The sequence below is a fragment of the Hamadaea sp. genome (assembly GCF_013362815.1).
Classification (GTDB): Bacteria; Actinomycetota; Actinomycetes; order Mycobacteriales; family Micromonosporaceae; genus Hamadaea.
In genome coordinates this window covers 50,006-76,148 of the sequence record NZ_JABFVK010000019.1, presented here as the reverse complement: position 1 = coordinate 76,148, position 26,143 = coordinate 50,006, and the positions used below count along the sequence as shown (strand labels likewise).

28 protein-coding genes are annotated in these 26,143 nt (G+C 68.9%); 11 read left to right on the top strand and 17 right to left on the bottom strand.

Translation table 11 applies throughout. The features are described from left to right. Positions 1 to 62: 62 nt before the first annotated feature. From HOV77_RS11865 to HOV77_RS11855, 3 genes are read right to left on the bottom strand one after another with little or no spacing between them, the layout of a single operon-like run. Positions 63 to 1,016: a YihY/virulence factor BrkB family protein gene (locus HOV77_RS11865; protein WP_290861350.1), complete on the bottom strand. Its 954-nt coding sequence runs from the start codon at positions 1,014 to 1,016 to the stop codon at positions 63 to 65. A gap of 42 nt (positions 1,017 to 1,058) precedes the next feature. Beyond that, positions 1,059 to 2,300, bottom strand: coding sequence for a sigma-70 family RNA polymerase sigma factor (locus HOV77_RS11860; RefSeq protein ID WP_290861348.1), 1,242 nt, complete (start codon positions 2,298 to 2,300; stop codon positions 1,059 to 1,061). 10 nt (positions 2,301 to 2,310) lie between these two features. Beyond that, positions 2,311 to 2,673 carry a YciI family protein gene (locus HOV77_RS11855; protein ID WP_290861346.1) on the bottom strand — a complete coding sequence of 121 codons (363 nt, stop codon included), beginning with the start codon at positions 2,671 to 2,673 and terminating at the stop codon, positions 2,311 to 2,313. Between the two features lie 236 nt (positions 2,674 to 2,909). Between HOV77_RS11855 and HOV77_RS11850 the strand changes: the two genes are divergently transcribed. Together HOV77_RS11850 and HOV77_RS11845 are read left to right on the top strand one after the other, a co-directional pair. Next, the gene (locus HOV77_RS11850) at positions 2,910 to 3,902 is read left to right on the top strand and encodes an N-acetylmuramoyl-L-alanine amidase (protein ID WP_290861344.1); all 993 of its coding nucleotides are present in this window, start codon (positions 2,910 to 2,912) and stop codon (positions 3,900 to 3,902) included. A gap of 159 nt (positions 3,903 to 4,061) precedes the next feature. Next, on the top strand, positions 4,062 to 6,161 hold the full coding sequence (locus HOV77_RS11845; protein ID WP_290861342.1) for an EAL domain-containing protein: 2,100 nt from the start codon (positions 4,062 to 4,064) through the stop codon (positions 6,159 to 6,161). Here HOV77_RS11845 and HOV77_RS11840 read toward each other — a convergent pair. Then, positions 6,151 to 7,260, bottom strand: coding sequence for an FAD-dependent monooxygenase (locus HOV77_RS11840; RefSeq protein ID WP_290861340.1), 1,110 nt, complete (start codon positions 7,258 to 7,260; stop codon positions 6,151 to 6,153). The two genes, HOV77_RS11845 and HOV77_RS11840, sit on opposite strands and share 11 nt — an antisense overlap. A 91-nt stretch (positions 7,261 to 7,351) precedes the next feature. Here HOV77_RS11840 and HOV77_RS11835 point away from each other — a divergent pair, with 91 nt between their 5' ends. Then, positions 7,352 to 7,948 (top strand): TetR/AcrR family transcriptional regulator, encoded by a 597-nt coding sequence (locus HOV77_RS11835; RefSeq protein ID WP_290861338.1) that lies wholly within the window; start codon positions 7,352 to 7,354, stop codon positions 7,946 to 7,948. On the opposite strand, the gene HOV77_RS11830 is transcribed toward HOV77_RS11835, so the two are convergent. From HOV77_RS11830 to def, 3 genes are all read right to left on the bottom strand, one after another. Beyond that, a complete protein-coding gene (locus HOV77_RS11830) occupies positions 7,949 to 8,794 on the bottom strand; it encodes an LLM class flavin-dependent oxidoreductase (RefSeq protein ID WP_290861336.1) in 846 nt (281 codons plus the stop codon). A gap of 184 nt (positions 8,795 to 8,978) precedes the next feature. Beyond that, positions 8,979 to 10,433, bottom strand: a complete 1,455-nt coding sequence (locus HOV77_RS11825) for an MFS transporter (protein WP_290861334.1) — start codon at positions 10,431 to 10,433, stop codon at positions 8,979 to 8,981. Between the two features lie 64 nt (positions 10,434 to 10,497). Beyond that, the gene (def, locus tag HOV77_RS11820; protein WP_290861332.1) at positions 10,498 to 11,145 is read right to left on the bottom strand and encodes a peptide deformylase; all 648 of its coding nucleotides are present in this window, start codon (positions 11,143 to 11,145) and stop codon (positions 10,498 to 10,500) included. A 55-nt stretch (positions 11,146 to 11,200) separates the two neighbouring features. Here def and HOV77_RS11815 point away from each other — a divergent pair, with 55 nt between their 5' ends. After that, positions 11,201 to 11,761, top strand: a complete 561-nt coding sequence (locus tag HOV77_RS11815; protein WP_290861330.1) for an AAA family ATPase — start codon at positions 11,201 to 11,203, stop codon at positions 11,759 to 11,761. A 32-nt stretch (positions 11,762 to 11,793) separates the two neighbouring features. Here HOV77_RS11815 and uppS read toward each other — a convergent pair whose 3' ends face one another. After that, a complete protein-coding gene (gene uppS, locus HOV77_RS11810; RefSeq protein ID WP_290861505.1) occupies positions 11,794 to 12,561 on the bottom strand; it encodes a polyprenyl diphosphate synthase in 768 nt (255 codons plus the stop codon). 47 nt (positions 12,562 to 12,608) lie between these two features. On the opposite strand from uppS, the gene trpB reads away from it, so the two are divergent. From trpB to HOV77_RS11795, 3 genes are all read left to right on the top strand, one after another. Then, positions 12,609 to 13,793 (top strand): tryptophan synthase subunit beta, encoded by a 1,185-nt coding sequence (gene trpB, locus HOV77_RS11805; protein ID WP_290861328.1) that lies wholly within the window; start codon positions 12,609 to 12,611, stop codon positions 13,791 to 13,793. Continuing rightward, positions 13,790 to 14,503, top strand: a complete 714-nt coding sequence (gene trpA, locus HOV77_RS11800) for a tryptophan synthase subunit alpha (RefSeq protein ID WP_363260073.1) — start codon at positions 13,790 to 13,792, stop codon at positions 14,501 to 14,503. The genes trpB and trpA overlap by 4 nt, the downstream gene beginning before the upstream one ends. Positions 14,504 to 14,597: 94 nt before the next feature. Then, positions 14,598 to 15,329 carry a GntR family transcriptional regulator gene (locus HOV77_RS11795; protein WP_290861326.1) on the top strand — a complete coding sequence of 244 codons (732 nt, stop codon included), beginning with the start codon at positions 14,598 to 14,600 and terminating at the stop codon, positions 15,327 to 15,329. A 134-nt stretch (positions 15,330 to 15,463) separates the two neighbouring features. On the opposite strand, the gene HOV77_RS11790 is transcribed toward HOV77_RS11795, so the two are convergent. After that, entirely contained in the window at positions 15,464 to 16,945 is a 1,482-nt protein-coding gene (locus tag HOV77_RS11790) for an alpha/beta fold hydrolase (protein ID WP_290861324.1), read from the bottom strand. A 71-nt stretch (positions 16,946 to 17,016) separates the two neighbouring features. On the opposite strand from HOV77_RS11790, the gene HOV77_RS11785 reads away from it, so the two are divergent. Continuing rightward, positions 17,017 to 17,337: a helix-turn-helix transcriptional regulator gene (locus tag HOV77_RS11785; RefSeq protein WP_290861322.1), complete on the top strand. Its 321-nt coding sequence runs from the start codon at positions 17,017 to 17,019 to the stop codon at positions 17,335 to 17,337. A 27-nt stretch (positions 17,338 to 17,364) separates the two neighbouring features. On the opposite strand, the gene HOV77_RS11780 is transcribed toward HOV77_RS11785, so the two are convergent. The 4 genes from HOV77_RS11780 to ligD (HOV77_RS11765) are packed head-to-tail and all read right to left on the bottom strand — an operon-like array spanning position 17,365 to position 20,391. After that, a complete protein-coding gene (locus HOV77_RS11780) occupies positions 17,365 to 18,084 on the bottom strand; it encodes a permease prefix domain 1-containing protein (protein ID WP_290861320.1) in 720 nt (239 codons plus the stop codon). 56 nt (positions 18,085 to 18,140) lie between these two features. Continuing rightward, positions 18,141 to 18,761, bottom strand: coding sequence for an L-threonylcarbamoyladenylate synthase (locus HOV77_RS11775; protein ID WP_290861318.1), 621 nt, complete (start codon positions 18,759 to 18,761; stop codon positions 18,141 to 18,143). Positions 18,762 to 18,820: 59 nt separating this feature from the next. Beyond that, positions 18,821 to 19,417 (bottom strand): TetR/AcrR family transcriptional regulator, encoded by a 597-nt coding sequence (locus HOV77_RS11770; protein WP_290861316.1) that lies wholly within the window; start codon positions 19,415 to 19,417, stop codon positions 18,821 to 18,823. Positions 19,418 to 19,440: 23 nt separating this feature from the next. Then, entirely contained in the window at positions 19,441 to 20,391 is a 951-nt protein-coding gene (gene ligD / locus HOV77_RS11765) for a non-homologous end-joining DNA ligase (RefSeq protein WP_290861314.1), read from the bottom strand. A gap of 49 nt (positions 20,392 to 20,440) precedes the next feature. Between ligD (HOV77_RS11765) and HOV77_RS11760 the strand changes: the two genes are divergently transcribed. Next, positions 20,441 to 21,370: a site-2 protease family protein gene (locus HOV77_RS11760; RefSeq protein WP_290861312.1), complete on the top strand. Its 930-nt coding sequence runs from the start codon at positions 20,441 to 20,443 to the stop codon at positions 21,368 to 21,370. A gap of 218 nt (positions 21,371 to 21,588) precedes the next feature. On the opposite strand, the gene HOV77_RS11755 is transcribed toward HOV77_RS11760, so the two are convergent. Further along, complete coding sequence (locus tag HOV77_RS11755) at positions 21,589 to 22,041, bottom strand: MerR family transcriptional regulator (RefSeq protein WP_290861310.1); 453 nt, start codon at positions 22,039 to 22,041, stop codon at positions 21,589 to 21,591. A 69-nt stretch (positions 22,042 to 22,110) separates the two neighbouring features. Between HOV77_RS11755 and HOV77_RS11750 the strand changes: the two genes are divergently transcribed. After that, a complete protein-coding gene (locus tag HOV77_RS11750) occupies positions 22,111 to 22,941 on the top strand; it encodes an oxidoreductase (protein ID WP_290861308.1) in 831 nt (276 codons plus the stop codon). A 478-nt stretch (positions 22,942 to 23,419) separates the two neighbouring features. Here HOV77_RS11750 and HOV77_RS11745 read toward each other — a convergent pair whose 3' ends face one another. Both HOV77_RS11745 and HOV77_RS11740 read right to left on the bottom strand, forming a co-directional pair. Continuing rightward, positions 23,420 to 23,605, bottom strand: coding sequence for a hypothetical protein (locus HOV77_RS11745; protein ID WP_290861306.1), 186 nt, complete (start codon positions 23,603 to 23,605; stop codon positions 23,420 to 23,422). Between the two features lie 35 nt (positions 23,606 to 23,640). Further along, positions 23,641 to 24,018, bottom strand: a complete 378-nt coding sequence (locus HOV77_RS11740) for an MmcQ/YjbR family DNA-binding protein (protein WP_290861304.1) — start codon at positions 24,016 to 24,018, stop codon at positions 23,641 to 23,643. 49 nt (positions 24,019 to 24,067) lie between these two features. Between HOV77_RS11740 and HOV77_RS11735 the strand changes: the two genes are divergently transcribed. Continuing rightward, positions 24,068 to 24,574 (top strand): GNAT family N-acetyltransferase, encoded by a 507-nt coding sequence (locus HOV77_RS11735; protein ID WP_290861302.1) that lies wholly within the window; start codon positions 24,068 to 24,070, stop codon positions 24,572 to 24,574. On the opposite strand, the gene ligD (HOV77_RS11730) is transcribed toward HOV77_RS11735, so the two are convergent. Continuing rightward, the gene (ligD, locus tag HOV77_RS11730; protein ID WP_290861300.1) at positions 24,546 to 26,138 is read right to left on the bottom strand and encodes a non-homologous end-joining DNA ligase; all 1,593 of its coding nucleotides are present in this window, start codon (positions 26,136 to 26,138) and stop codon (positions 24,546 to 24,548) included. The genes HOV77_RS11735 and ligD (HOV77_RS11730) overlap by 29 nt on opposite strands. Between the last annotated feature and the right edge of the window lie 5 nt (positions 26,139 to 26,143).

The following is a 26,143-nucleotide window of genomic DNA, read 5'->3' as shown; positions in this document are numbered from 1 at the left end:
GATCGACTGAAGGCTATTGCCCACTTCGTAAGGCAGTCAATATAAGCAATAAAGAAAGCAGGTCAGCGGAGTTTGCGGGTGTCGCGCAGCTGAAGATAGGGCTCCTTGTCGGCCGGATGCCCGGCGGCGATGGCCCGGCCGCGCTCCAGCTCGGCGTCGAGCTCAGCGCCGACGAGGATGGCCAGATTGCTGAGCCACAGCCAGACGAGGAAGATCACGACACCGCCCAGCGTCCCGTAGGTCTTGTTGTAGGACCCGAAGTTCGCGGCATACAGTCCGAACAGGACGGACGCGCCGATCCAGAGCACCACCGCGAGGAACCCACCCGGGCTGATCCACCGGAAGCCACCTTGACGCGCGTTGGGCGAGGCCCAGTAGAGGATCGCGAACATCAGCGCCACCAGGACCACCAGCACCGGCCACTTCGCGATGTTCCAGGCGGTCACGGTGGCCGAACCCAGCCCGAGCACCTCGCCGAGCCGGGTCGCCACCTGCCCGCTGAGCACCACGATGAGGATGCTCGCGATGAGCAGCACGCCGATCACGATCGTCACCGCGAGCCGGATCGGCAGCGTCTTCCAGATCGGACGGCCTTCGCGTACGTCGTAGATGACGTTCGAGGCCTGCATGAACGCGCCGACGTAGCCCGACGCCGACCAGATCGCCACCAGGACACCCAGCACAGCCGCCACACCCGCATGCCCCTGGCCTTGGCGTACCGTGTCGGCGGCTCCGGTCACGATGTCCCGCGCGCCCGCCGGGATCAGCGGCAACACCTGGGTCAGCATGCGCTGGAAGGCATCCTCGCTGATCAGGCCCAGTCCGGCGACCAGCGCCAGCAGCCCGGGGAACAACGACAGCACACCGTAGTAGGTCAGCGCCGCGGCCCACACCGTCAGGTTGTCGTCGGAGAACTCCCGGACCACGCGTTTCAGCGCGGCGAGCAGACGCCCGCCGCCCAGCTTCGTCGGCCCCGACGGTCCGGCGTCAGGTGGTGGCGGCTGCACATCGGTCACGGTCCGTCGATTACCCGGCCCGAGCTTCGGGAAACGCCCGGCTCAGCGGGCGAGGCGAGCCGCGCGGGAAGCCAGATAGCGGCGCTCCGGCAGGCTCGTCGTTCGTTTCGAGGCCAACTGGTACGCCGAAAGCGCGCCGTCGACGTCGCCGGCCATTTCCAGCAGGTGCGCGCGGACGGCGTACAGCCGATGATGCCCGGTCAGCCGATCGTCTCCGGCGAGGGAGTCCAGCAACGCCAGGCCCGCCTCGGGTCCGTGCACCATGGCGAGGGCGACCGCCTGGTTGAGGGTGACGACGGGGTTCGGGGCGAGCCGATCGAGCAACTGGTACAGCGACAGGATCTGCGGCCAGTCGGTGTCCTCGGCGCGGGACGCCTCCGCGTGGACCGCCGCGATCGCGGCCTGCACCTGATACGGCCCGATCCGGGCGGCGGCGAGCGTACGCGTGACGAGGTCGATGCCCTCCGCGACGCGCTCGGCGTCCCACTGGCCGCGGTCCTGTTCGGCCAACGGGATCAGATCACCGTCGACCCCCGTACGCGCACCGCGCCGAGCGTCGGTGAGCAGCATCAACGCGAGCAGCCCGGCGACTTCGCCGTCGTCGGGGCGCAGCCGGTGCACCTCCCGAGTCAGCCGGATCGCCTCGCCGGTCAGCTCGGCCCGGAGCAGGTGCGGGCCGGAGGAAGCGGCGTACCCCTCGTTGAACATCAGGTAGAGCACGTGGAGCACGACGCGCATGCGCTCCGGCACGTCTTGCGGTGGCGGTGACTCGAAGGTCCCGCCCGATGCGGCGATCTTCTGCTTGGCCCGGCTGATGCGCTGAGCCATGGTCGCCTCCGGCACGAAGAACGCCCCGGCGATCTCCGCGGTGGTCAGACCGCCGACCGCCCGCAGCGTCAGCGCCAACTGCGATGGCGGCGAGAGCGCCGGATGGCAGCACAACAGCAGCAGCGTCAGGGTGTCGTCGCGGTCCTCGGTCACCTCGTCGGCGGCCGTCGCGACCAGCTCGTCGGCGGGCGAGCGGGCGTACACCGTCTCCTCGCGCCGCCGGCGAGCCGACGCCCTGCGGATCTGATCGGTCATCCGGCGCGACGCGACCGTCACCAGCCACGCCTTCGGATTCTCCGGTACGCCCTGCTCCGGCCATTGCAGCGCAGCCGCCAGCAGGGCCTCCTGGACGGCGTCCTCCGCCTCGGTGAAGTCGCCGTAGCGGCGCGCGACCACGCCGAGGACCTGCGGCGTCAGCTGGCGCAACAGGTCCTCGACGGCTTTCGGCAGGCTCACGGGCAGCCGGTCACATCTCCAGCCCGGCGGACTCCATGACCGGCCGGACCTCGATGGCGCTGAAAGTCGCGTCCGGGATCTTGGCGGCCAGTGCGGCGGCCCGCTCCGGCGTCTCGCAGTCCACGACGTAGTACCCCGCCAGGAACTCCTTCGCCTCGAGGTAGGGACCGTCGGTGACGGCCGGCACGCCGTCGCGTACGCGGACGGTCTTGGTGGCCGACGGATCGGCCAGTGCGGCGAACCCGACCATCTCCCCCGTCTCGTTCAGCTCCTTGATCAGGGCGTCGTGCCCGGCGAACACCGCTTCCCGGTCGGCCTCGGACAGTGTCTCGAACACGGTCGGGTTCATCGTGATGATCAGCAGATACTTCATGATCTCTCCTCGTTCTCGCGTACGCCGTCGCCCGGCGTTCTCGCGAGGGGGTCGGAGCCGTAGGCGATTCCTCGACACCATACCGTCCGGAAATCTGCCGTTAATCACTCACGCCCTATGAGAAGTTCTCGTTAAGCCTTGACAGAGAACTTCGAAGTGTCTGAGTATTTCTCAACACCGATGCAAGCTCCGGCCTACCCCGCTAGGGCCTACCCCCAGGAGGACTTGTGGCCCCCATGTCTCTACTTCGCCGCGCGGCAACCGCCGTCGGCACTCTCGCCGTCGGCCTCGGCACCATTCTGGTGTCCCCCGGCGTCGCCCACGCGAGCACCGACTATCCCCCGGCGGCGTGGGTCCCGGCCAGCACCAGCAACTACACCGCGTCCAGCCGCGAAAGCAGCTACCCGATCAACTACATCGTCATCCACACCGCGCAGGGGTCGTACTCCGGCACGATCAACTGGTTCCAGAACCCGTCGGCCGGCGTCAGCGCGCACTACGTCGTGTCCAAGGGCGGCGCGGTGACCCAGACGGTCCGGGACAAAGACATCGCCTGGCACGCCGGAAACTGGACCTACAACACCCAGTCGATCGGCATCGAGCACGAGGGCTACATCGACGACCCGAACTGGACCAGCGCCGCGATGTACCAGGCGTCGGCGAACCTGGTCCGCTACCTGTGCGACAAGTACGGCATCCCGAAGGACCGGTCGCACATCATCGGCCACAACGAGGTGCCCGGCGCGACGCACACCGACCCCGGTTCCTACTGGAACTGGACGACCTTCATGTCCTATGTGAACGGTTCGACGCCGCCGTCCTGGCAGCAGGTCGTGGACAACACCACCGCCGACCGGTTCACCGCGTCGGCCAACTGGGGCACGTCGAGCTACTCCGCCCAGCGCTACGGCGCGGACTACCGCTTCGCCAACCCGCAGGCGATCTCCGACGCCGCCTGGTACAAGTTCAACATCCCGGCGACCGCGACGTACAAAGTGGAGACGTGGTATCCGGCCCTGTCCGGCTACAACAATTCGACACCCTTCGTCATGGTGACCGCCTCGGGCAATCAAAGCGTCAACATAAGCCAGCAGGCCAACGGCGGGACATGGGTCAACCTCGGGACGTACACCTTCAACGCGGGCGACTACAACGCCGTCGCGGTCAGCCGGTGGACCTCGGGCACCGGCTATGTCATCGCCGATGCCGTACGGCTCACGAGGGTGTGATCGCCTTCCCCCGATCCCCCTTGTGATCAAGCCCTCCGGTGGGAGGAGGAGTACGGCGCCGGGCCTTGGTGAAAGGTCCGGCGCCGTCGCATTACAAGGGAAACTGTCCGAATAATTGCCACTATTGTGTACGCATCGGCTGAGCTACGCTTTGCGGACATGTTGGGCAGCTCGCCGGGGGGAGTCGGATCGGTGGTAGCGCTGACCATGCCCAGGAACCGGCGTCCCGCGCGACCTCGGCTCTACGGTTGGTTCGTCGTGGTGGTCGTCGGGACGGCGGCCACACTTCTTGCGACTCAGGCCGGCCAGGCCGGTTGGGCGTACGCGCACAAGCCGGCCTGCTGGATGATGACCGGGCTCGCCGTGCTGGCCGCCGCCTCCGCGTTCGTCGCAGGCGACCGCCTCTACACCGCGGTCGTCTGTCCCAGCCTGTGTTTCAGCTTCGCCATCCTCCTGTGCTGGGGACTCGGACCAGCGATCGTCGCGCAGACGCTCTCGGTCATCGTGGTGGCGGGCAAACTCAAGCACACTCTGAGACAAGCGATGCTCGTCGCCGCGGAGTACGCAGTCGCCCTCGGTGCTGCGTACCTCGTCGTCGTGATCGGCGATCCCGACCCCTTTCACAGGTCGACGATTTCGGACCGCATCGAGGACGCCCTCACCATCGCCGGATCGGCGCTGGCCTGGCTCTTGGCGTACAACTTGATGACCTGGATCGCGGCCCGCCTGCGGCTGGGACCGGCCCGCGCTCGCCGGGTGACCGAGACCTTGCCTTATCAGACCTTGTTCAAGGCGTCGCTGTTGATGCTGAGCCCGGTGCTGGCGGTGGCCGCGCACGTGAACGCGGCGTTCGTGCTGCTGATCTTCGTCCCCCTGTACGCCGTCCAGCGGATGGCGCGGCTGTCGGCCGAGCGTGCCCGGGTGGCCCGGGTCGACCCGCTGACCGGCCTGGCGAATCGGCGGGCGTTGCAGCACCGGTTCACCGACATGATCGCGACCCGCGAGGCGCCGCACGTCGCCCTGCTGATGCTGGACCTGGACCGGTTCAAGCACGTCAACGACGCCCTGGGGCACGAGGTGGGCGACCGCCTGCTGGTCTCGGTCGCGCAACGACTCCAGCGGGAGGAGCCGATCGAGGGGGTGATCGGGCGGCTCGGCGGCGACGAGTTCGCGATACTGGCCACCAACCTGCACGACGTCAGCCAGGCCGAAGTCGTCGCGGGACGGCTGCTGGCCGCGCTCGCCGAGCCGCTGCGCCTGGACGGCCTGCCCATCGACATCACTGGATCGGTCGGGATCGCCGTCTACCCGCAGCACGGCGAAGACTTCGCGACCTTGATGCGGCACGCCGACCTCGCGATGTACGAGGCGAAGCGCCGCGGCGACACCGCCGCCGTCTACGACCCGTCGTCCGGGCACACCAGCCCGCACCAGCTCGGCCTGCTCACCGATTTCCGGCAGGCCCTGGAGACCGAGCGCGAGCAGGTGACCCTGCACTATCAGCCGCAGGTCTCGCTGACCACCGGCGAGCCGATCGGCGTCGAGGCGCTGCTGCGCTGGCGGCATCCCCGCCGCGGACCGGTGCCCACCGCCGAGCTCTTGCAGGTCGCCGAGCACACCGCGGTCATGCAACTACTCACCACGCGGGTGATAGACGAAGTCGTCCAGCAGGTGGCGCAATGGCGGTCGCAGGGTCTCGACCTGCGCGCCTCGCTCAACGTCAGCGCTCGTGACCTGCACGGCGGCGAGATCGTCGACCAGCTGGCCCGCCGGCTCGCGGTGTACGGCGTACCGCCGGAGCTGATCCAGATCGAGATCACCGAGAGCGCCCTGATGTCGGATGCCGCCCGGGCGCACAGCACCGTTGAGCGGCTCGCCGAGCTGGGCGTCGGGGTGGCCCTCGACGACTTCGGGACCGGATACTCGTCGCTGCAACACCTGCGGAAGCTGCCGCTGAGTGAGATCAAGATCGACCAGTCGTTCGTCGGCGGAATGGCTCGCAACAGCGACGACGCGGCGATCGTACGCTCCACTGTGGAGTTGGCCCGCGCCCTCGGCCTGCGGTCGGTGGCCGAGGGCGTCGAGAACGAGTACACCCGCCAGATGCTCGCCGCCACGGGCTGCACGCTGGCTCAGGGGTACCTGATGGCCCGGCCGATGCCCGGGGACATGGTGCCGGTGTGGCTGTCCCGCGAGGCCGTCCGCGCCGCCGCCCGCCACCCCTCCCCTTCCACCTCCGCCCTGCGGGTCACCTCCTGATCGCGGCGAGGACGTTCGACGCGGCGTTGCGTACGCCGATGCCCAGTCGTGTCGACGGGATGAGCAGCTTCGACGCCTGACCGACGCCGTTCTGCTTCGGCTCGACCAGCTTCCGATGCGCCGCCTCGTACGCCCGGAACGCCGTCTCGTGGTCGGCCGGGTGCGCCGCCAGTGCGTCGGCCAGTGTCGCCGCGCCCGCCATCGCCAAGGTGGACCCGTCGCCGAACAGCGACACCGAGGAAGCGGCGTCACCGAGCAACACCACTCGGCCGGCCGACCAGCGCTCCAGGCTGACCCGGCTGACCGCGTCGAAGTAGAGGTCGTCGGTCTCACCGGCGTGCCGCAGCATCTCCGGAATCCGCCATCCGCCACCGGCGTACGCCTCGGCGAGCCGCCGCTTGTGATCGGCGGTGTCGCGATAGTCGTAACCGGGGTCGGCGGGCGAACGCCAGATGAAGGCGGCGATCGGCTTGCCGCTGCCCGGATGCAGCGACAGGGCCCGGCCCGGTTCGTTGTACATCAGCACCTGCCGGGGATCGAGGCCGAGACCGTCGATCGCCAGCGTGGCAACCCACAGGCCCAGCTGCTCCACGAACTGACTCTCGTCGCCGAAGACAAGCCGCCGGGTCCACGAGTGCACGCCGTCGGCCCCGACGACCAGGTCGAATCGGCGCGGCTCGCCGTGGTCGAAGGTGACATCGACACCGTCCGCATCGGGCTGGAGCGTGGAGATCGAGTCGCCGAAGACGAACTCGGCGTCGTCGCGGGCAGCGTCCAGCAGCACCGTCGCCAGATCCATCCGGGGCAGCTCGATCGACTCCGTCTGCGGCGGCATCGGCATCCGGCCGACCCGCCGGCCCGCCGCATTGAGGAAGGTCAGCTCGGTGACCGCGGTCGCCTTCGCCTGAAGCGCCGGGACGATGCCCATCCGGTGAGCCACCGCCATGGCCGGTCCCCGGACGTCGATCGGGTTGCCGCTGGAGCGCATGCCCTGGGCGCGCTCCACGACCGTGGGCCGGTAGCCGTGCCGGGCCAGCCAGTACGCGAGGGTCGGCCCGGCCACGCCGGCACCGGAGATCAGAACGGTTCGGTTAGTCATGCCCAGAACCATAACTGCACTCAGTGCAGAATTGCAACAGTGCAGTTTCGCGCTTAGTGCAGATCCGCGTTCGATGCAGTACGCTGTCGGCATGGAGACGCTGCGAGAACGCAAACGCGCCCGAACCCGGCAGGCGATCATCGACGCCGCTACGGAGTTGTTCGCGGAGCGCGGGTACGACGGCACGACGATCGCCGACATCGCGGCGGCCGCAGACATCGGCACGCGTACGTTCTTCAGCTACTTCGCCAGCAAGGAAGAGTTGCTGTTTCCCGAGGCCGACCTGCGGGTGGCCGCGGCGATCGCCGCCATCGAGAACCGGCAGCCGGGCGAACGCCCGGTCGAAGTGCTGATCCGGACCTTGCACGAGGTCAATACGGGCAACACCGAGATGGTCGGCACGATGGCCCAGCTACGGCTGCAGTTGATGCACTCCACTCCGGCCGTCCGGGGCCGGGCGTTGCAGGTGCAGCTGGACTCCCAGCTGGAGATCGCCGCTCACCTGCATCGGGCGTACGCCGACGAGCTGAACCTGGTGGAGGCGGCCGCGACGGTCGGGGCGTTCATCGGCGCGGTGTCGGCGGCGTTGCAGATGCTCCTCGACGAGCCGGGCGCACTCGACGATCCCGCGAAGATGCAGCGCCGGATGTGGGCGGCGGTGGAGAAGGCGCTGCTGACACCGAGTTGATCAGAGAGCAGCATTCCGGACGTCGCGCGCGATGAACCGGACGAACCCTTCCGGGTCGGGGTCGTCGTGCGTCGGCTGCAGCACCACCGTCGTCACTCCCGCGTCGGCCCACCGGCGTACGCCGGCCGCGATCGCCTCGGCGTCGCCGTAGACCGCCACGTCGTCGAGCGACTCGTAGCCCCAGCGGACTCGTTCGGCCTCCAGGCGTACGCGGGCGTCGGGGCCGGTCGCCGCATGGAGGTAGACCACCACCGGCTTGTCGTCGGCCCCGATCAGCTGCCGGGCTTCCCGCGTACGCGTCGGGGTCGTCCCACCTGTGAGGATGGTGCCGTCGGCGGCCGCCCCGGCCAGACGCAGCGTCTTGGGTCCGACCGCGCCGACGAAGATCGGGGCCTCGGCGGGCGGCCACACGAGTTTGACGTCGTCGAGGTGGACGTAGCGGCCGTGCGTCGTGACGGTTTCCCCGCGCAGCAACGCTTTCAGCGCATCGAGGTACTCCCGCAGCAACGTGACGGGCGAGTCGACCTTGGCCCCGACTTGGGCCATCCAATCCTGGACGCCGTGCCCGATCCCGACCTGTACGCGCTCCGGGAACAACCGATGCAGCGTGGCGACCTCCATCGCGGTGATCGCGACGTTGCGCAACGGCACCGGGAGCAGCCCGACGCCGACCTTCAGCTGGGAGGTCCAGGCCAGCGCGGCCGACGCCGTCGCGATGCCGCTCTCCCAGAAGCAGTCCTCCCACAGCCACAACTCGTCCAGGCCCGCCTCGTCGGCCGCCTCGGCGATCGGGCGCAACCGCTCGGGGGCCCACTGGGGAAGGAAGACGGCGCCGAGTTTGATCACGCTCGCACCCTACCCCTGCGGCGTGCCCGCCGGACCCCGCTGCGCCCGCGCCGGACCCCTGCGCCCGCGCGGGATCACGGATATGCATGCTTCCGAGGGCTCGGGAAGCATGCATATCCGTGATCTGCAGCCCAAGGGGGCTGACGCGGGGCCCGAACGGGCTGACGCGGCGCAGCCCGAAGGGCTAGCGCGTAGCGGGGCGCAGCAGGACGACGACGGCGACCGCCACTCCGGCGAGGATCAGCGCACTCAGCCCGGCGGCCAGGTGCATACCGGTCACAAAGGCGGCCCGAGCTGCGGCGATCACCGAGTTGTCCCCGCCGAGCACCGCGTCCGCCAGGGTCTCACCGGCGGCCGGCGGAGTGGACGAGCGGTAGATCGCCGTCGCCAGACTGCCGAGCACTGCGATGCCGAGCGCGAAGCCGAACTCGCCGCTGGTCTCGTTGAGCGCCGCCGCCGAGCCCGCCTTCGCCGCCGGGGCGTTGCCCACGACCAGGTCGGTGCCGAGGGTGACGAACGGGCCCGCGCCCAGGTTCGTCAGCGCGAACCCCGTCGCGACCAGGGCGGGCGCGGAGTGCGCCGGCACCTGCGTCAGGACGAGCAACCCGATGCACGACAGCCCGATGCCCCCGCCGATCAGGTACGCGGGCCGGAATCGCCGAGCCAGCAACGGGGAGACCAGGAACGCGATCCCTGACGCGGCGACTCCTGGCAGCATCCACAGCCCGGCTCGCAACGGGGAGAGCCCGCCGACGAGTTGCAGGTGCTGCGAGATGAACATCATCAGCGCGCCCATCAGCATCGTCCCGGCGAACATGCAGCCCAGAGCCGTGCTGAACGCACGGTTTCCGAACAGCCGCAGATCCAGCAGCGGGTCGTCGAGTCGCTGCTGCCTGCGTACGAAAATGATGCCGAAGAACAACCCACCCGCGAGCGCGAGAAACGGGGCCGGCTCGGCGCCCACGCGGGCCAGTTCTTTGAGCCCGTAGACGATCGGCAGGATCGCGGCCAGGGACAACGCGACGCTGAGGAAGTCCAGCCGGCCCGCGGCCTCGTCGCGGTGCTCGGGCAGGATCAGCGGCCCGAGGATCATGAGCAGAAGCATTGCCGGTACGCCGAGCAGGAACACCGAGCCCCACCAGAAGTTCTCCAGCAGTACGCCGCCGACGACGGGACCGACGGCCGCCCCGCCCATGAAGCAGACCAGCCAGAGCCCGATCGCGAGACCACGCTGTTTCGGATCGCGGAACATCGCCGTGATCAGCGCCAACGCACAGGGCGCGAGCGTGGAGCCGGCCACGCCGAGCAGCGCGCGGGCGGCGATCAGCGCCAGTGGGCTGGTCGAGAACGCGGCCAGCACCGAGGCGAGACCGAAGGCGGCCGAGCCGATCAGCAGTAGTTTGCGCCGCCCTATGCGGTCGCCGAGCGTACCCATGGTGATCATGAAGCCGGACAGCATGAAGCCGTAGATGTCCATGATCCAGAGCTGCTGGGCACTCGTCGCGCCGAGCGCCTCCGAGATGTGCGGCAGGGCCAGCAACATCACGAAGACGTCGATGGAGACCAGCAGCGTCGGCAGCCCGAGTACGCCGAGACCGGCCCATTCGCGCCAGCCGGCTCGCTGCGTCACCTCGTGCATCGTCTTTCCCCTCTCGTGAACGGTTCACGAGCGGGTCGGAGCCGAAGCCCCGTTCTCTACACGGTCACTTGCCCAAAGTGGCGGCTTTTTCGGCCCGGCGCGCGAAGACCTCTTCCTTGCGCTGCTCCATCTCCTTGAGGACCGATTTGCGCTGGCGGCTGCCGAGGCGGTCGATGTAGAGCTTGCCGTTGAGGTGGTCGGTCTCGTGCTGCAAGCAGCGCGCGAAGTAGCCGAAGCCCTCGAGGACCAGCGGATTGCCGTCCTTGTCCTGACCGCGCACGATCGCGTGATCCGGCCGGGAGACGGGGGCGTACGGGCCTGGGACGGACAGGCAACCCTCGTCGTGTTCGACCAACCGCCGCTCGGCCGGGGGCAGCTCGTCCAGCACCGGATTGCACACGTGCCCCACATGGCGTACGCCGTCGTCGTCGGGGCAGTCGTAGACGAACAACCGCAGGTCCACGTCGACCTGGTTGGCCGCCAGGCCGACGCCCTGGGCCACGAGCTGCGTGGCGAACATGTCGTCGATGAGCTTCGTCAGCTCCGGCGAACCGAACTCGGTCACGTCGCGGCAGGGCCGGTGCAGGATCTCCTCGCCGACGACGGTCACCCGGAGCGCCGCGCCCCGCTCCGCCTCCGGCGGGACCTCCGGATACTCGTCGACCGGCCGGCCGAGTACGCGTACACGACGGTCGACGGGCTGCTCGGCCATCGGATCCCCTCCCTTGACGGACTCCTTGCAACGTAGCAGTTGTAGGGTCGTGATCATGGAGCCCCCGCGCATCGGCCAGATCATCCTGCTCAACGGCACCTCGAGCGCCGGCAAGTCGAGCATCGCCCGAGAGCTGTTGCCGCTGCTCGACCGGCCCTACTACTTCATGCCGGTCGACGCCCTGAACTCGATGCGCCACCAGCGCCCGATGACCCCGGAAGAGCTGGAGGAGACGCTCCAGCGGCTGGCCGGGGGCTACCACCGGGCCGCTGCCGGGATGGCGTGGGCCGGCAACGACGTCGTGCTGGACCACGTCCTTCGCCGCCCGGAGTGGTTGCGGGAATGTGTGGAGCTGTTCCCGGCCGACGTGGTGTTCGTCAAGGTCTACTGCCCGCTGCCGGAGCTCCAGCGGCGGGAGGCTGCCCGCGGCGACCGCCCGATCGGCAAGGCGGAGTCCCACTACCCGCTGGTGCATCGCCACGCCGAGTACGACGTCGAGGTCGACACGAGCAAACTGAGCCCGCGTGAGTGCGCCGACCGGATCTTGTCCTTCGTGGACTCGCCCGCTCCGGTACGCGCGTTCGCCCGTCTTGCTCGGGCGCTCGCCCCCGCGTAGCTCGTGAGCGCGCCCGAGCCGCCCGAATGCGGTCAGGCGCCGAAGCGCCGCTGCCGCCGTGCGTACGACCGAAGGGCCCGCAGGAAGTCGATGTACCGGAACCCGGGCCAGTACACGTCGCAGAAGTACAGCTCGGAGTACGCCGCCTGCCAGATGAGGAAGCCGGAGAGCCGGATCTCGCCGCTGGTCCGGATGACCAGGTCCGGATCGGGCAGGCCGCTCGTGTAGAGGTGAGCGGCGATGTCCTCCGGACTGATCCGTTCCGCGAGTTCCTCGGCGGTCACTCCGAGCCGGGACTGCAAGTCGATCAGGGAGCGTACGGCGTCGACGATCTCTTCGCGGCCGTCGTAGCCGATGGCGATCGTGAGGTCGAGGGGCGCTTCCCGATCCCGGGTCTCGTCGACCGCCCGCTTGAGCGCGGCACGCGTCGAGGCAGGCACGTCGTCGAGGCGACCGGCGACGTGCAGCCGCCATTGACCGTCGGGGTGGCGCAGCCGCTCGGCGACGACCTCCTCGATCATCCGCATCAGGTGGGTCACCTGGTCGGAGTCGCGTTTACGCAGGTTGTCGCCCGAGCAGACGTACACCGTCACGTTCGGGATGCCGAGCCCGGCACACCAGTCCAGCAGCTCGTCCAGATGCTCGGCGCCGTAGCGGTGGCCGATGTTCGGGTTGTCGAACCCCTGCTGCTTGGCCCAGCGGCGGTTGCCGTCCATCACGACCGCGACGTGTCGGGGCAGCTGCTCGGGTCGCAGGCGGGCGCGCAGGCGCTGGGCGTACAGCCGATAGATCACGCGCAGAACCTACCGGCTTGCGGGCACGCGCTCAACTGTTCTATAACTGTTTCATGAGTTCTATAACAGCTGCGGCCACGTCCGCCCCCGGCCGCTTCGGCGAGCGAGGATACGGCGGGCGCTACGTCCCCGAGTCGCTGATCCCCGCCTGCCAGGCGGTCGCCGAAGCGTTCGCGGAGGCGTGGGCCGATCCCGGGTTCCGCGGCAACCTCGCCGCGCTGCTGTCGGCGTACGCCGGACGCCCCACCCCGCTGACGCCGGCTCTGCGGCTGTCGGCCGAACTCGGCGTGACCGTGCTGCTCAAACGGGAGGACTTGACGCACACGGGCTCACACAAGATCAACAATGTGCTCGGGCAGGCGTTGCTGGCCCGCCGCATGGGGCGTACGCGGCTGATCGCGGAGACGGGCGCGGGCATGCACGGCGTCGCGACCGCCACCGCCGGGGCGTTGCTCGGCCTGCCGGTGAAGGTCTTCATGGGCGAGCGGGACATCGAACGGCAGGCGCACAACGTCTTCCGGATGCGACTGCTCGGCGCGGAGGTCGTGAGCGTCACCGCCGGCAGCCGTACGCTCAAAGACGCGACCAGTGAAGCGATGCGCCACTGGGTCACCGACGCCGACGAGGCGTACTACTGCGTCGGTTCAGTCATCGGCCCACATCCCTATCCGACGATGGTGCGGGAGTTCCAGCGCGTCATCGGTGACGAGGCACGCCGGCAGTGCGCGGCGGACCTGCCCAGCGCCGTTCCGGACTACGTCGTCGCCTGCGTCGGCGGCGGCAGCAACGCGGCGGGCACGTTCGCCGGGTTCGTCGACACCTCCGCCCAGCTGATCGGGGTCGAGGCGGCGGGCGGTTCCGGCGCTTCGCACGGGGCGATCGGCGTACTGCACGGCTTCCGGTCGCTGTTCCTTCAAGACGAGCACGGTCAGATTCAGGAAGCGCACTCGATCGCGGCCGGACTGGACTACCCCGGCGTCGGGCCGGAACACGCGTACCTGCGCGATCTCGGACGCGCCCGCTATGTGACGGTCGCCGACGACGAGGCGATCGCGGCGGCCGTGCGGCTCGCCCGGGCCGAGGGCATCCTGCCCGCCATCGAATCGGCGCACGCGCTGGCCTGGGTCCTCCGTGCCGCCGGAACCTCGGAGCTTCCCGCAGGCTCGACCGTTCTCGTGACGCTCTCGGGCCGGGGCGACAAGGACATCACCACCCTGATCGAGGAGGCGCAGCTGTGACGAAGCTGCTCATGCCGTACCTCACCGGCGGAGTCGCGCCTGGGTGGACGGCGTACCTGCGGGCGTTCGAGGACGCCGGAGCCGACCAGATCGAGCTGGGACTGCCGTTCTCCGACCCCACTGTGGACGGTCCGACCATTCAGGAGGCTTCGGACGCCGCGCTCACCCGGGGAGCGACGCCCGCCTCGATCCTCGACGACCTGGCTCAAGCGCGGACCAGCGTGCCGATCATCGCGAGCACGTACGCCAACCTCGCGCTGCGGAAGGGATTCGGCGAAGCTCTCACCGCCGCCGGGGTCACCGGGCTGATCGTGCCCGACCTGCCCCTGGACGAGGTGGATCAGCTCCAGGTCCCGGGCATCGCGGTCAGCCTGCTCGCCTCCCCCGCCACCCCGGACGACCGGCTGGCCGAGATCGGGCGGCGCAGCCAGGGCTTCGTCTACGCCGTCTCGATCATGGGCACCACCGGCGAACGCGACCGCCTCGCACCCTCCGCCGCCACCCTCGCCGCCCGGCTCAAGCAGGTCACCGACCTGCCCGTGCTGATCGGCTTCGGCATCTCCAGCCCGGCTCAGGCCGCCGAGGCGGCATCGGTGGCCGACGGGGTCATCGTCGGCGCGGCGGTGATGCGGCGCGTCCTCGACGGCGCCGGTCCCACCGAGGTCGGCGCGTTCGTGGGGTCGCTGCGCGCCGCGCTCGACGTGCGATGATCCTCGGGCAAGCAGCAGATCACGGTTACGCATGCCAAACCAGCCGGTTGAGACATGCATAACCGTGATCTGCAGCCAACCTGGGAGGAGGAAAGTGGCGCGGTATCGGGAGATCGCGGAAGACTTGTCGGCGAAGATCCGCGACGGCCACTACACCCCCGGCGAGGCGCTGCCCGCCCAACGCGAGTTGAGCCAGGCGTACGGCGTCACTCTCATGACGCTGCGGCAGGCCCTGCGCGAGCTGAGCGCCGAAGGGCTGATCGTCCAGCAGCCGGGCAAAGGCACCTTTGTCGCACCGCCCCATTTGGCGTACCAGCTGGGATCTTTGCGGAGCTTCGCCGACGATCTGCGCGAGCAGGGCCACGAGGTCCGCACCACGGTGATCTCTCGCGCGCAGCGCCGCGTGCCCGCTCGCATCGCGGCGCGGCTGCGGGTTCGCGAGACCGAGACCGGCTTGCGGCTGGAACGGGTCCGCGCGTTCGCCGGTCGCCGCGCCATTCATCAAATCTCCTGGGTACGCGAGCCGCACGCAGAACGGTTACGCGACACGGATTTCACCACCGTGAGTCTCTACGGTGCCCTGGCCGACCTGGGCGTGGTGGTGGCCCGGGCCGCCGAGACGATCCGGCCGGACGTGCTCGACGCCGACGGGGCCCGGCACCTCGACGAGGACGAGGGCGCACCGGTGCTGGTCAGCGACCGGATCACGTACGCGCCGGACGGGACGGCCCTAGTGGCGGACCGCGCGACGATCCTCGGCAGCATGATGCAGATCACCGCCGACCGGGCCGCCACCGGCCTGTCCCTCCACTGGGGAGCCATCTAACCCCCGCCCGCCTTCGCTGCGTCTTTCTGCGCGATCATGAACTTTCGGGCGTGCTCGATCGGCGTGTCGTGTCCGTAAGTCCCTGATCAACTCCGTAAAAGCCTGATCAACTCGCCCGGGTCGGGAGCAAGCGGTCAGGAGCCGTCGGCGCAGCTGGTCGTACCCGGCGCAGCAGTCGTCAGGAAAGCGAGCTCAGCGTCGCGTACGCAGGAAGAGTTGAAGTAGGCGATGTGAGCATCACCCTCATAGACCAACGTCGAACTTCCCTCGATCTGGCCGGCCACCGGGACGGCAAGCTCGTACGGAGCGAGCGGATTGTGCCGAGTGATCACCAGCAACGTCGGCGGTGCATTGTGGACGATCACGGGCCGTCGAGGTGCCGTCGAGGCAACCGGCCAGCCTAGGCATCCGCTGACGTAGTCCCACGAGTCGGACACTCCTCCGGTGTGCGGAGCGAGCTGCGCGAGCTCCCGCCGAAGCGCTTTGAACTCGGCGTACCCGGTGATGTCGCGCGGGAAGTCGACACAGCCGGTCGCCCGATAAGGGTGGTAGTACGCGGGAGCGAGCGTGCCCGCGTACGCCCCGGCCCACCCGGTCGTGTCACCGGTACGCAGATTCCCCAGCGCCCAAGCCAGATCGGACCACCCACCGTAGCCGGCCGGGACGGTGCCGTTCTCCAGCACGTACATCACGAGGTAGCCGATTTCTTCGCCGGTGAGCCCGTGATCCAGCCCGGCGACCGGGAACGGCTCCCGATTCGCCCGGGCGATGATCTCGTCGTAGATCGCCGGGATGTCCTCGCCATGCAGGGCACAGCTCGGATCGCTGCCGCACCAGGCGACGAACCGGTTGAACGCCTCCTCCGTCGTGCGTACCTGGGTGCGTACGTAGGTCGCGGTCGGCACGCTGTGATCGAGTGGGCTGTCGAGCACCAGCGCCCGCATCCGGCCCGGGAACAGCTGCGCGTAGGTCTGCGCGATGAGACTCGCGTAGGTCCAGGCGAACCAGGTCATCTGCTCCGCACCGAGGGCGACGCGCAGGGCCTCGGCGTCGCGCGCCTGCGTCTCGGCGTCGAAGTTCCGGATCAGGCCCTGGTCGCAGCCCGCCGCGACGGTCCGGTTGTGCTGGACGAGCTGGACATAGTGGGCGAAGTCCGCCGGGAATCGGCTCACCGCCGGGTCGTCGAAGGCGCGCTGACAGCCCAGCGAAGCACTGTGGACGGTCGCGTCGGCGGTGCCGTAGGACAAGTCCAGGCCACCGCCCCGGGAATCGATGCCCACCAGGTCGAACCGGTCGACCACGCCCGGCATGAGGCCCAGCCCGCCGTGCGCCGGCGTCGCCACCTGGTTGACGATCAGGACTCCCGCGCCCGGACGGAAGAACAACGTGCCGATCTTGTGCGCCTGGTCCGCGGCCGGATGCCGGGCCACCGCCAGGTCGATCTTGCGCCCATTCGGGCGCGACCAATCCAGTGGTACGCGCAAAGTGGTGCACTGCGACGTCGGGTCGGTCTTGGGGCCGCAACTGGACCAGCTGAGTCCTTGTCGTTCGCCGGCCGCGGCCGCAGACGTCGTCGCCAGCAGCACGACTGCCAGCAGGATTCGGAGGGGTTTCATGACGTCTCCTTATGTAGGCGGTCTACATGTAGACGGTATGACCATACACCCTACGCATGTAGACTGTCTGCGTGCGTCAGGACCTCTTTCGCGGGCACCTGGAAACGTTGCTGCTGGCCGTGCTCGAAGACGGCCCGCGCCACGGCTATGCCATCAGCCAGGAACTCGCCGTACGCAGCGGCGGCGTACTGAGTTATCCGACCGGCTCGCTGTATCCGGCACTGCGCCGGCTCGAGACGGCCGGGCTGATTCAGGGCGACTGGGCCGGCGACTCCGGGCGGCAGCGGCGCACTTACGAGCTGACCGCGGCCGGTCGGCGTACGCTCGCCGCCGACAAGCAGGACTGGCAGCAGTTCACGACGGCGGTGGAGTCCGTCCTCCGCCTCGCCTGATCCGGCGAGCCCCGTTTCGGGGCTGGATCAGGGTTCTGGGTCGAATCTTGGCCCAAGATTCGACAGTGAACCCTGATCCGGCGCGAGGAGGCCAAGCGGCGGAGCGGGCGAGCGCGCCGCGGTCCAGGTACGCCGAGCGGACACGAGCACGGCGGAGAACGGCGCGATCCAGATGAGCTGCCCGACGGCGGAACCGGCCGGAGCGAGCAGGGTGAGCAGCGTACCGGCGGCGAAGGTGGCCGCCACGACGACGGTCGAGAGCACGGCGGTCGCGCGTACGAGCGGCAGGCGCAGCCCGAGTCGGCGAGTGCCCCAGCCCATCGCGACGACGGCGGCAACGGCTGTGACCAGGGCGACCTCGACGAAGAGGTCGGTGAACCGGGCGAACACGAGGTACGCCGGACCCGGCGCGGCCGTACCCCAGTCCTGGTGCCACGCACTGACCCGGCCCAGCACCTCCGACAGTCCATGGTGGATGCCGATCACGACGAGCAGCAGCCACGCCGTACGCCGTCCCCGGGCGGCCGCCAGCAGCTCCTGGAACTCCTCGGCGAGCGGCGGGATCGGGCCGAACTCCGCGACCGCACGCTCCTCGGCCTCCGGTGTGGACAGTCCGGCGTCGCGACAGGCGTCCACTGCGTCGGTCAGCGCCTCGCGTACCTCGGTGAGCATGCCGATCCGTAGGCGACGAGGACCGCGCAACCGCTGACCGAGGGCGTGGACGTAGTCGTCGACAGCACCAGCCACGCCGACCAGTCTTCCCCGCCCGGCCCGCCCTCGCCATCGGGGAGAACCCTCAGCGGTCACTCGAAGCGCGACGGGTCCCCGGCGCCGTAGCGGAGGATCTCGGGTTCGTCCTCGGACAGGTCCACCACGGTCGTCGGCTCCGTCCCGCACTCCCCGGAGTCGATGATCGCGTCGATCTGATGGTCGAGGAGGTCCTTGATCTCCCAACCCTGCGTCATCGGCTCCTCCTCCCCCGGCAGCAGCAGGGTGCTGGACAGGATCGGCTCACCGAGCTCCTCGAGCAGCGCCTGGGCGACCCGGTGGTCCGGGATGCGTACGCCGACGGTCTGCTTCTTCGGGTGCATGAGCCGACGCGGCACCTCTTTGGTCGCCGGGAGGATGAACGTGTAGCTGCCCGGAGTGGCCGCCTTGACCAGCCGGAACACTGAGTTGCTGATCTTCACGAACTGGCCGAGCTGGGCGAAGTCCCGGCACACGAGGGTGAAGTGGTGCCGGTCGTCAAGCCGCCGGATCTCCTTGATCCGCTCCAGGCCGGGCCGGTTGCCGAGCTGGATGCCCAGTGCGTAACAGGAGTCGGTCGGGTACGCGATCAGCGCGTCCTCCCGCAGCAGATCCACCACTTGCCGGATGGACCGCGATTGCGGGTTGTCCGGATGCACGTCGAAGTACTTCGCCACAGGCGAAGCATATGCTCAGCGCCACAGGCGAAGCATATGCTCAGCGCCACAGCCGAAGCTTACGAGCGGAGGAACAACGAGCGGGCGAGTCTCGCCACTCCTTCGCGTACGCGTTCCTCATCGAGGTCGGTCAGCAGCGCGGACACATGAACCGCCGACAACGAAGCGAGCAGCGCGTGCGCCGCGAAATCGGGATCGGGGGTGCCTTCGAGCAGGATGCGGGCGTGCAGATGCCAGAACCGGTACGCCCCGATCCGGTAACGCGCGCTCGGTGACGCGGTCTCCGACATGCGGACGACGTCGAGGTTGGCCAGCAAGAACTCCAGGTACGCCCCGGCGAACGCGACGAGGCGGGGACCGGGCGCGGCTCCGGGGCCCAACGGTGGCGGACCGGACAGGATGCGCTCCTGCAACTCCCGTTCGGCCTCGTCCAGCACCGCCATGGCCAGCCCGGACTTGTCACCGAACCGGCGGAACAGGGTGCCCTTGCCGACCCCCGCCTTCGCGGCGACCTCGTCCATCGTCACCGACTCCGCCCCGCGTTCGCGGAACAGGGTCGCCGCCGCGTCCAGCACCGCCCGGCGGTTGCGGGCGGCATCGGCACGCTCGGTCCGAGCCGGCGTACGCGCGGCGAGAAGCTCGGCTTCCTGAGGCATAACCGGACTGTAGTCCATCAACCTCAAGATTCGGCGCGACGAGCCCGCGCGCGCCGTTTGCCCTCGTGCATCGCCTGCACACGGGCGATCGGGATGGTGTGCCCCTCCTCGACCAGCCCCGGGTCCAACTGCTGCGGCGGGGGCATCGACTCAGCCCACGGATCACTGTCCCCAAGCAGGGACACCGCTGTGCGTATCGTGAAATCTCGGGGCGACACCCGATCAAGCTGATCCCACGCGACGGGGAAGGACACCGGCGTGCCTGGCCGAAGTCGCGGCGAATAGGCCGCGACCACCGTCGCGCCGCCCGCGCGGGTCGAGTCGAGGAAGACCTTCCCCGCACGGTCCTCGCGAATGAACGCGGTCGTCGCCACCTGCGGGTCCAGCCGCTCCGCGCGGGCCGCGACCGCGCGCGTGGCCGCCGCGACCTCCTCAGCGTCGGGCTCACCGGCCAGTGGCACGAACACGTGCACACCTTTTGCGCCGCTCGTCTTCACCGCGCCCGCCATCCCGGCCTGCGCGAGCGCCTCCCGGACCAGGTGCGCGGCGGTCACCGCCTGCGCGAAACCGCCTTCTTCGGGCGGGTCCAGGTCCATGATCAGATGCGTCGGGTACGCCCAACGCTGTGCCCTGGTCAGCGCCGGGTGATATTCCACCGCGCGTTGATTGGCGAACCACATCAAGGTCGGAAGATCGTCGCAGAGCGCGTAGGACACCTCGCGGTGCGACGACTCCGCCCAGAGCGTCACCGTCTTCACCCAATCGGGCGTGTATTTGGGGACGTTCTTCTGCATGAACGGGTTCTGCCCGCGCAGGACGCGGATCACCGAGAGCGGCCGATCGCGCAGCACCGGCAGAATCCGCTGGCTGACGGCGTCGAGGTATGCGACGAGATCGCGTTTCGTCGCCTCCGCGCCCTCGAACAGGGATTGATCCAGGTTGGTCAACGCGACGCCGGCCCGCTCCTCGCCCATGCCCTGAGAGTAACCAGAACCACAGACATTTGCGGTAGCCTCACGCCTCGTGACCGACGCCGGGGAGGACTACCTCGACCCACTCGACGATCCGCTCCAGCGGCTGGCCGCCGAGGGAGGCTGGAACGAACGCGCCCGTGCGATCGAGGCGGAGGTGGCCCGGGACCGGCGCAAGGCGCTCCGGCGGCTGCCCCGCCCGCCCCGGCGGCGGCGTGCCGGGATCTCCTGGCTGTTCCTGCTGCTGGTGGCGCTCGCCGGGGCCAGCGGCTGGGCGATGTGGTCGGGCGTCGTCCCGAGTCAGGCAGCCGTCTTCGTCTTCATCCTGGCGGGCTGGCTCGTCAGCCTCTGCCTGCACGAGTACGCCCACGCCCTGGTGGCGCACCGGGGCGGCGACGACACCATCGCCGAGAAGGGCTACCTGCGGCTGAACCCGCTGAAATACGGCCATCCCCTGCTGACCTTCGTGTTGCCGCTGTTCGCCCTGCTAACCGGTGGCCTGCCGTTGCCGGGCGGTGCAGTACTGGTGGAGTCGGAACGGCTGCGCAGCCGCCATCGCGACGCCCTGGTCTCCATGGCCGGACCGGCGGTGAACATCGTCTTCGCGGCCGTCCTCCTCTTCGTCACCGCGCAGTTCGGCCCCACCGGCATCTACGACCTCGGCGAGCCGCATGCCGCCTTCTGGGCCGGGCTGACGCTCCTGGCGTACTTGCAGGTCGCGAGCGCTGCGCTGAACCTGCTGCCGATCCCGGGCCTCGACGGCTACGGGATGATCGAGCATTACCTACCCGAACGCGTACAGGAGATCGGCCGCAAGATCCGCCCGTTCGGGCTGGTCATCGTGTTCCTGCTGCTCTACCTGCCCTGGGTACGCGACAGCTTCGGCGACCTGACCTTCTGGATCACCGAGAGCTCCGGTACGCCGGTCAACGGCATCTACTACGGCTACCAGCTCTTCCAGTTCTGGCGCGGCTGGTTCTAGCCGGCTCTTGCCGCCGCCCGCCCCCCTCATCGTTGCCCCCGACCCCGCCCCCAGCCTGCGGAAATCAGCCTTCTGGAAGAGGGTGGAGGCGGGGGTTCGCCGTTGCCGAAATCATCCGAGTTCCATGATCAGCGGAAGATTCGCGGTGCCATAGCCCCACATTTTCTCCGTTGATCTCCGCCAAGAACGTCGGAAGCCGACGATCAACGAGGCCGGAATCACGCCGCGGCGCGGTGGCAGTCCTCGTCCGTGCCGGCCAGCTCGGCCGGTTCGGCGTGGGACGGATTCCACAGTTCGTTCGCTTCACCGCGTTCGAGGGCGCCCTCGTAGATGCCGACCTTGTACCGGATGACGGCCAGGCACTCGTTCAGCTCCCGAATCTGGTCCAGCACGTGCTCCTCATGCGCGCGCAGAAGACTCAACCGCTCCTTCTCGTTGCCCGAACCCTGCCGGGCCAGCTCGACGTACTGCCGGATCACCGCCAGCGACATCCCCGACGAACGCAGCTTCGTGCATACGGCGAGCCATTCCACGTCTTCTTCGTGGTAGAGCCGGCGACCCGTTGCCGTACGGCGTACGGGGTTGGCGAACAACCCCTCCTTCTCGTAGAAGCGCAGCGCGTGGACGCTGAGCCCGCTGCGCTCGGCGACCTCGCCGATGGTCAGATCCATGGCGACCCCTGTCACATCGGTGGTTTCCCGGCTTGATCTAGAGCCGACTCTAGCTTCTACCTTCGGGACATGAGCAAAGTCTTCTTCGTCACCGGCGCCTCCCGTGGGCTGGGCGCCGAGATCGTCCGGGCCGCCCTCGAGCGGGGTCACCAGGTCGCCGCGACGGCGCGCGACGCCGCCGCCGTCAGCAAGGCCTATCCCGAGGAGCCGGCGAATCTGCTCGCGCTGACGGCCGATGTCACCGACCCGGTTCAGTTGCAGGCCGCCGCCGACGCCACCGTCGAGCGCTTCGGGCGGATCGACGTCGTCGTCAACAACGCCGGGTACGGCCTGGTCGGCGCGGTCGAAGAGGTCTCCGACGCGGCCGCCCGCGACCTGTTCGACGTCAACGTGTTCGGTGTGATCAACACTCTCAAGGCCACCCTGCCGGTGTTGCGGGCGCAGCGCTCGGGGCACGTCCTGAACCTCAGCTCGGTCGGCGGCTTCGCCACCGCCCCCGGCGTCGGGCTCTACGGTGCGACGAAGTTCGCTGTCGAAGGGCTCTCCGAGGCGCTGCACGGCGAGCTCGCCCCGCTCGGCGTACGCGTGACGATCGTGGAACCGGGCGGCTTCCGCACCGACTTCCTGAACCCGGCGAGCCTGCGCACCGAGCCTGCGACGATCCCCGACTACGAAGCGGGCGCGGGAGCGGTCCGGCAGAGCATGGGCACCAACGACGGGAAGCAGGCAGGCGACCCGGTCAAGGCGGCGAACGCCATCCTCGACATCACCGAGGTGGAAACGCCGCCGCTGCGCCTTCAGCTCGGCCAGGACTCGATCGCCCGGATCGAGGCGAAACTCGACCTGGTTCGGCGCGAACTGGAGCAGTGGAAGCACGTCGCGCTGTCCACCGACCTCTAGCCGCTCAGTTGGCAAGATCATCACAGTACGCCGGATAACGCGGTATACCGCGCTCGAATAGCCGCCTTATGCCGGATAACGCGACACTCTTGCCCAACGACGATCTTGCAGGAGCGCGGAACGGTGGAGATCGAGCGATCCTCGGCGACCGGAAACGGCCGTCATCGTGATCAAGTGCCCTGCATCTGCGATCTGCGGCCCGTTTCGTAGATCGAGTGCCCGTGGTCAGCGGAAAACGAGTTCTCAGCGCTGATAGCGGGCACTTGATCAACGAAAACGGGCTCTCAACGCTGACCAGGGGCACACGATCAAGGTCCGCGCCGTGCGGCCCTCGCGCCGAGCCCTCCATGATCGTCGGAAGCCGACAATCGTGGCGCTCCTGGCCCCCATGATCGTCGGAAGCCGACAATCGTGGGCCGAATCGTGCACAGATCGTCGGAACCCGACGAGCTTGCAAGAGCGCTGGAGCGCCGAGCCGTCAGTGGGTGAGCTGGACGCGTACCTGGTGGGCGGCGGCGTCGGTCAACGCGGTCTCGGTGGCCAGATCGCGTTTCGCCGCGATGACGGCCTGCTCGCCGTCGCGGCGGATCAGTTCCTGCACGTACGCCTGAACGTCTTCAGTGGTGACGTCGAGGTCATGGGCGAGGGTGGCGATGGTGTCCATGCGCCACCCTTTCCCAGGCTCGCCCGGCGTAATCGTCAGGGCAGCGGGGGCCGGTCGACCAGGGCGGCGAGCCGCTTCGGCGCCTGGATCAGGTAACTCTCGGTGAGCAGCTCGGCGACCTCGGCCCAGTCGACGTCGTCGGTGAACGTCATGCGTACGACGTTGTCGCCCCAATCGGCGCGCTCGAAGACGTGTCCACTCTGGACCAAAGCGATGATCTCCTCGCCCGGTGCCCGGAAGGTCATGACGCACTCGTCCCCCGGATCCCGGATGTACGCGTGCGCGACGGTCCGCTGCCGGATCCGCCATCGGACGCCGATCCAGGCGGGCTCCTCGTAGGCCTCGGGCAAGGCGAGGCAGACGGCTCGCAGCCGGACCAGGATCTCCTCCGGGACGTCACCAGGCGCGCTCACCCGGCCGAAGCTACCGGCCACCCCTGACATTCCTTGTTATGGTCGGCCGATGCCGGCGTACGCGATCCGACCCGCCCGAGCCGAGGACGCCGCCGCGGTGGCGGAGATCTGGACCAAGGGGTGGGCCGACGGCCACCTGGGCAACGTCCCCGACGACCTCGTCGCCGTACGCACTCCAGAATCGTTCCGGCAGCGCGCGGCCGAACGAGTGCTGCAGACGACGGTGGCGGTGAGTGAATCCGAGCAGATCGCCGGGTTCGTGATGGTCGTCGGCGACGAGGTCGAACAGGTCTACGTCGCCTCGGACCACCGCGGCGGCGGAGTCGCGGCGAACCTGCTGGCCGAAGCCGAGCGGCAGGTGGCCGCGGGCGGCCACGGCCAGGCCTGGCTCGCCGTGGTGGACGGCAATCACCGGGCGCGCCGTTTCTACGAGCGCTGCGGCTGGACCGACGACGGCATGTTCACCTATCAGGCGGAGGCCGCGAGCGGCACGCTGTCGGTCCCCTGCCACCGGTACGTCAAGCCGGTCAGCGGAACACAGGCAGCTTCTGCTTGACGTCGAGCACCTCGGCGAACAGGTCACCCCGCTCGGCCAGCCGCTTCGGAAGCGTACGAATGGTGAATTTGTCCGGCCGCAGCTGCTTGTCGTCCAGTTCGTCCCAGTCGATCGGGGTAGACACGGGCGCTCCCGCCGCCGGGCGTGGGCTGTACGGCGCGACGAGCGTCTTGTTGATCGCGTTCTGGGTGTAGTCGAGCCGGGCGAACCCGGCCCGCTCGTCCTTCTGCCATTTGAAGCTGACCAGGTCGGGCACGAGCGCGCCGACGGTCTTCGAGAGCTTCTCCACCCAGGCCCGGGTGTCGTCGAAGGTCGGGCCGGTCCGGATCGGCACCCAGATCTGGATGCCCCGGCGTCCGCTGAGCTTCGGGCGGGCGCTCACGCCGAGATGCTCGAGCGCGTCGCGGTGGAGCTTGGCCAGCATGACGAGGTCGGCCCACTTCGTCTTCTCACCGGGGTCGAGGTCGATGAGGGCGTACGTGGGGCGATCGGGCTTGTCGACGCGGGAGGTCCAGGGGTGCCATTCGAGCCCGCCGTAGTTGGCCGCCCAGACCAGTGCGGCCGCTTCGTCCACCACCAAGTAGGTGGTGGTCTCGCCCGGATCGGCGTCGGGATTGTCCCAGCGCGGCAGCCATTCCGGCGCGTGGTCGGGCAATTGCTTGTGCCAGAAGCCTTTGCTGTCCGCGCCGTTGGGATAGCGATGCAGGTTCATCGCCCGCCGGGTCAGGTAGGGCAACACGGTCGGGGCGATCTCGGCGGCGTAGCGCAGCAGATCCCGCTTCGTCACCGGCTTCTGCCGGCCCAACGCGGGGAACAGGACCTTGTCCAAGTTCGTGACTTTGAGCGTACGCCCGAAGACGTCCCACTGGCCGCCGCTGCCCAGCGCATCCAGCGCGGCCAGTTCGTCGGAGGACACGGGCGAAGCCTTCAACGACACCGCCGCCCGGGCGGCCGGTTCACCGGATCGCCACACTCGATCCGGATCGGCCTTGACCTGATCGTTCGTCCGTCCAGAGCGGACGGACTCCGGGTGGTCTTCGGGATTCCAGCCCTCGACTGCGTCGTCGTCCCGCTTCTTCAGGAGCAGCCACTGCTCCTTGCCGGAGGCGTCGGTCTTCGTGCGTACCAGGACGAACAGGCCGTGCAGCTTCTCGCCGTGGAGGTCGACGTGCAGCTCTCCGTCGGCCACAGCGCGCCCCGGGTCCTCCTCCTTGGCGGGCTCCCAGATGCCGGCGTCCCAGACGATGACGTCACCGCCGCCGTACTCCCCACGCGGGATGACGCCCTCGAAGTCGAAGTACTCCAACGGGTGATCCTCGACGTGGAAGGCCGCCCGGCGTACGCCCGGGTCCTGCGTCGGTCCCTTGGGGACGGCCCAGCTCACGCCGACGCCGTCGATCTCCAGCCGGAAGTCGTAGTGCAGATTGCGAGCGCGATGCCGCTGCACGACGAACCGTAGGCCGGCCGAGCGGTCACGCCTGCGCGACGAACCCGACGGTTCCGGAGTCTTCGCGAAGTCCCGCTTCCGGCGATACGGCGCCAACTTCCGCTGAGCAGACGGCACGTTTC

Bases quoted from the DNA above. Each gene is read 5' to 3' on its own strand.
- ligD (WP_290861314.1), bottom strand. From the start codon at position 20,391: ATGGGCGAGGAGCGGGCCGGCGTCGCGTTGACCAACCTGGATCAATCC.
- HOV77_RS11815 (WP_290861330.1), top strand. From the start codon at position 11,201: ATGGAGCCCCCGCGCATCGGCCAGATCATCCTGCTCAACGGCACCTCG.
- HOV77_RS11750 (WP_290861308.1), top strand. From the start codon at position 22,111: ATGAGCAAAGTCTTCTTCGTCACCGGCGCCTCCCGTGGGCTGGGCGCC.
- HOV77_RS11790 (WP_290861324.1), bottom strand. From the start codon at position 16,945: ATGAAACCCCTCCGAATCCTGCTGGCAGTCGTGCTGCTGGCGACGACG.
- HOV77_RS11770 (WP_290861316.1), bottom strand. From the start codon at position 19,417: ATGCCTCAGGAAGCCGAGCTTCTCGCCGCGCGTACGCCGGCTCGGACC.
- HOV77_RS11825 (WP_290861334.1), bottom strand. From the start codon at position 10,433: ATGCACGAGGTGACGCAGCGAGCCGGCTGGCGCGAATGGGCCGGTCTC.
- HOV77_RS11845 (WP_290861342.1), top strand. From the start codon at position 4,062: ATGTTGGGCAGCTCGCCGGGGGGAGTCGGATCGGTGGTAGCGCTGACC.
- trpB (WP_290861328.1), top strand. From the start codon at position 12,609: ATGAGTTCTATAACAGCTGCGGCCACGTCCGCCCCCGGCCGCTTCGGC.
- HOV77_RS11855 (WP_290861346.1), bottom strand. From the start codon at position 2,673: ATGAAGTATCTGCTGATCATCACGATGAACCCGACCGTGTTCGAGACA.
- HOV77_RS11755 (WP_290861310.1), bottom strand. From the start codon at position 22,041: ATGGATCTGACCATCGGCGAGGTCGCCGAGCGCAGCGGGCTCAGCGTC.
- HOV77_RS11745 (WP_290861306.1), bottom strand. From the start codon at position 23,605: ATGGACACCATCGCCACCCTCGCCCATGACCTCGACGTCACCACTGAA.
- HOV77_RS11835 (WP_290861338.1), top strand. From the start codon at position 7,352: ATGGAGACGCTGCGAGAACGCAAACGCGCCCGAACCCGGCAGGCGATC.
- HOV77_RS11840 (WP_290861340.1), bottom strand. From the start codon at position 7,260: ATGACTAACCGAACCGTTCTGATCTCCGGTGCCGGCGTGGCCGGGCCG.
- HOV77_RS11735 (WP_290861302.1), top strand. From the start codon at position 24,068: ATGCCGGCGTACGCGATCCGACCCGCCCGAGCCGAGGACGCCGCCGCG.
- def (WP_290861332.1), bottom strand. From the start codon at position 11,145: ATGGCCGAGCAGCCCGTCGACCGTCGTGTACGCGTACTCGGCCGGCCG.
- HOV77_RS11850 (WP_290861344.1), top strand. From the start codon at position 2,910: ATGTCTCTACTTCGCCGCGCGGCAACCGCCGTCGGCACTCTCGCCGTC.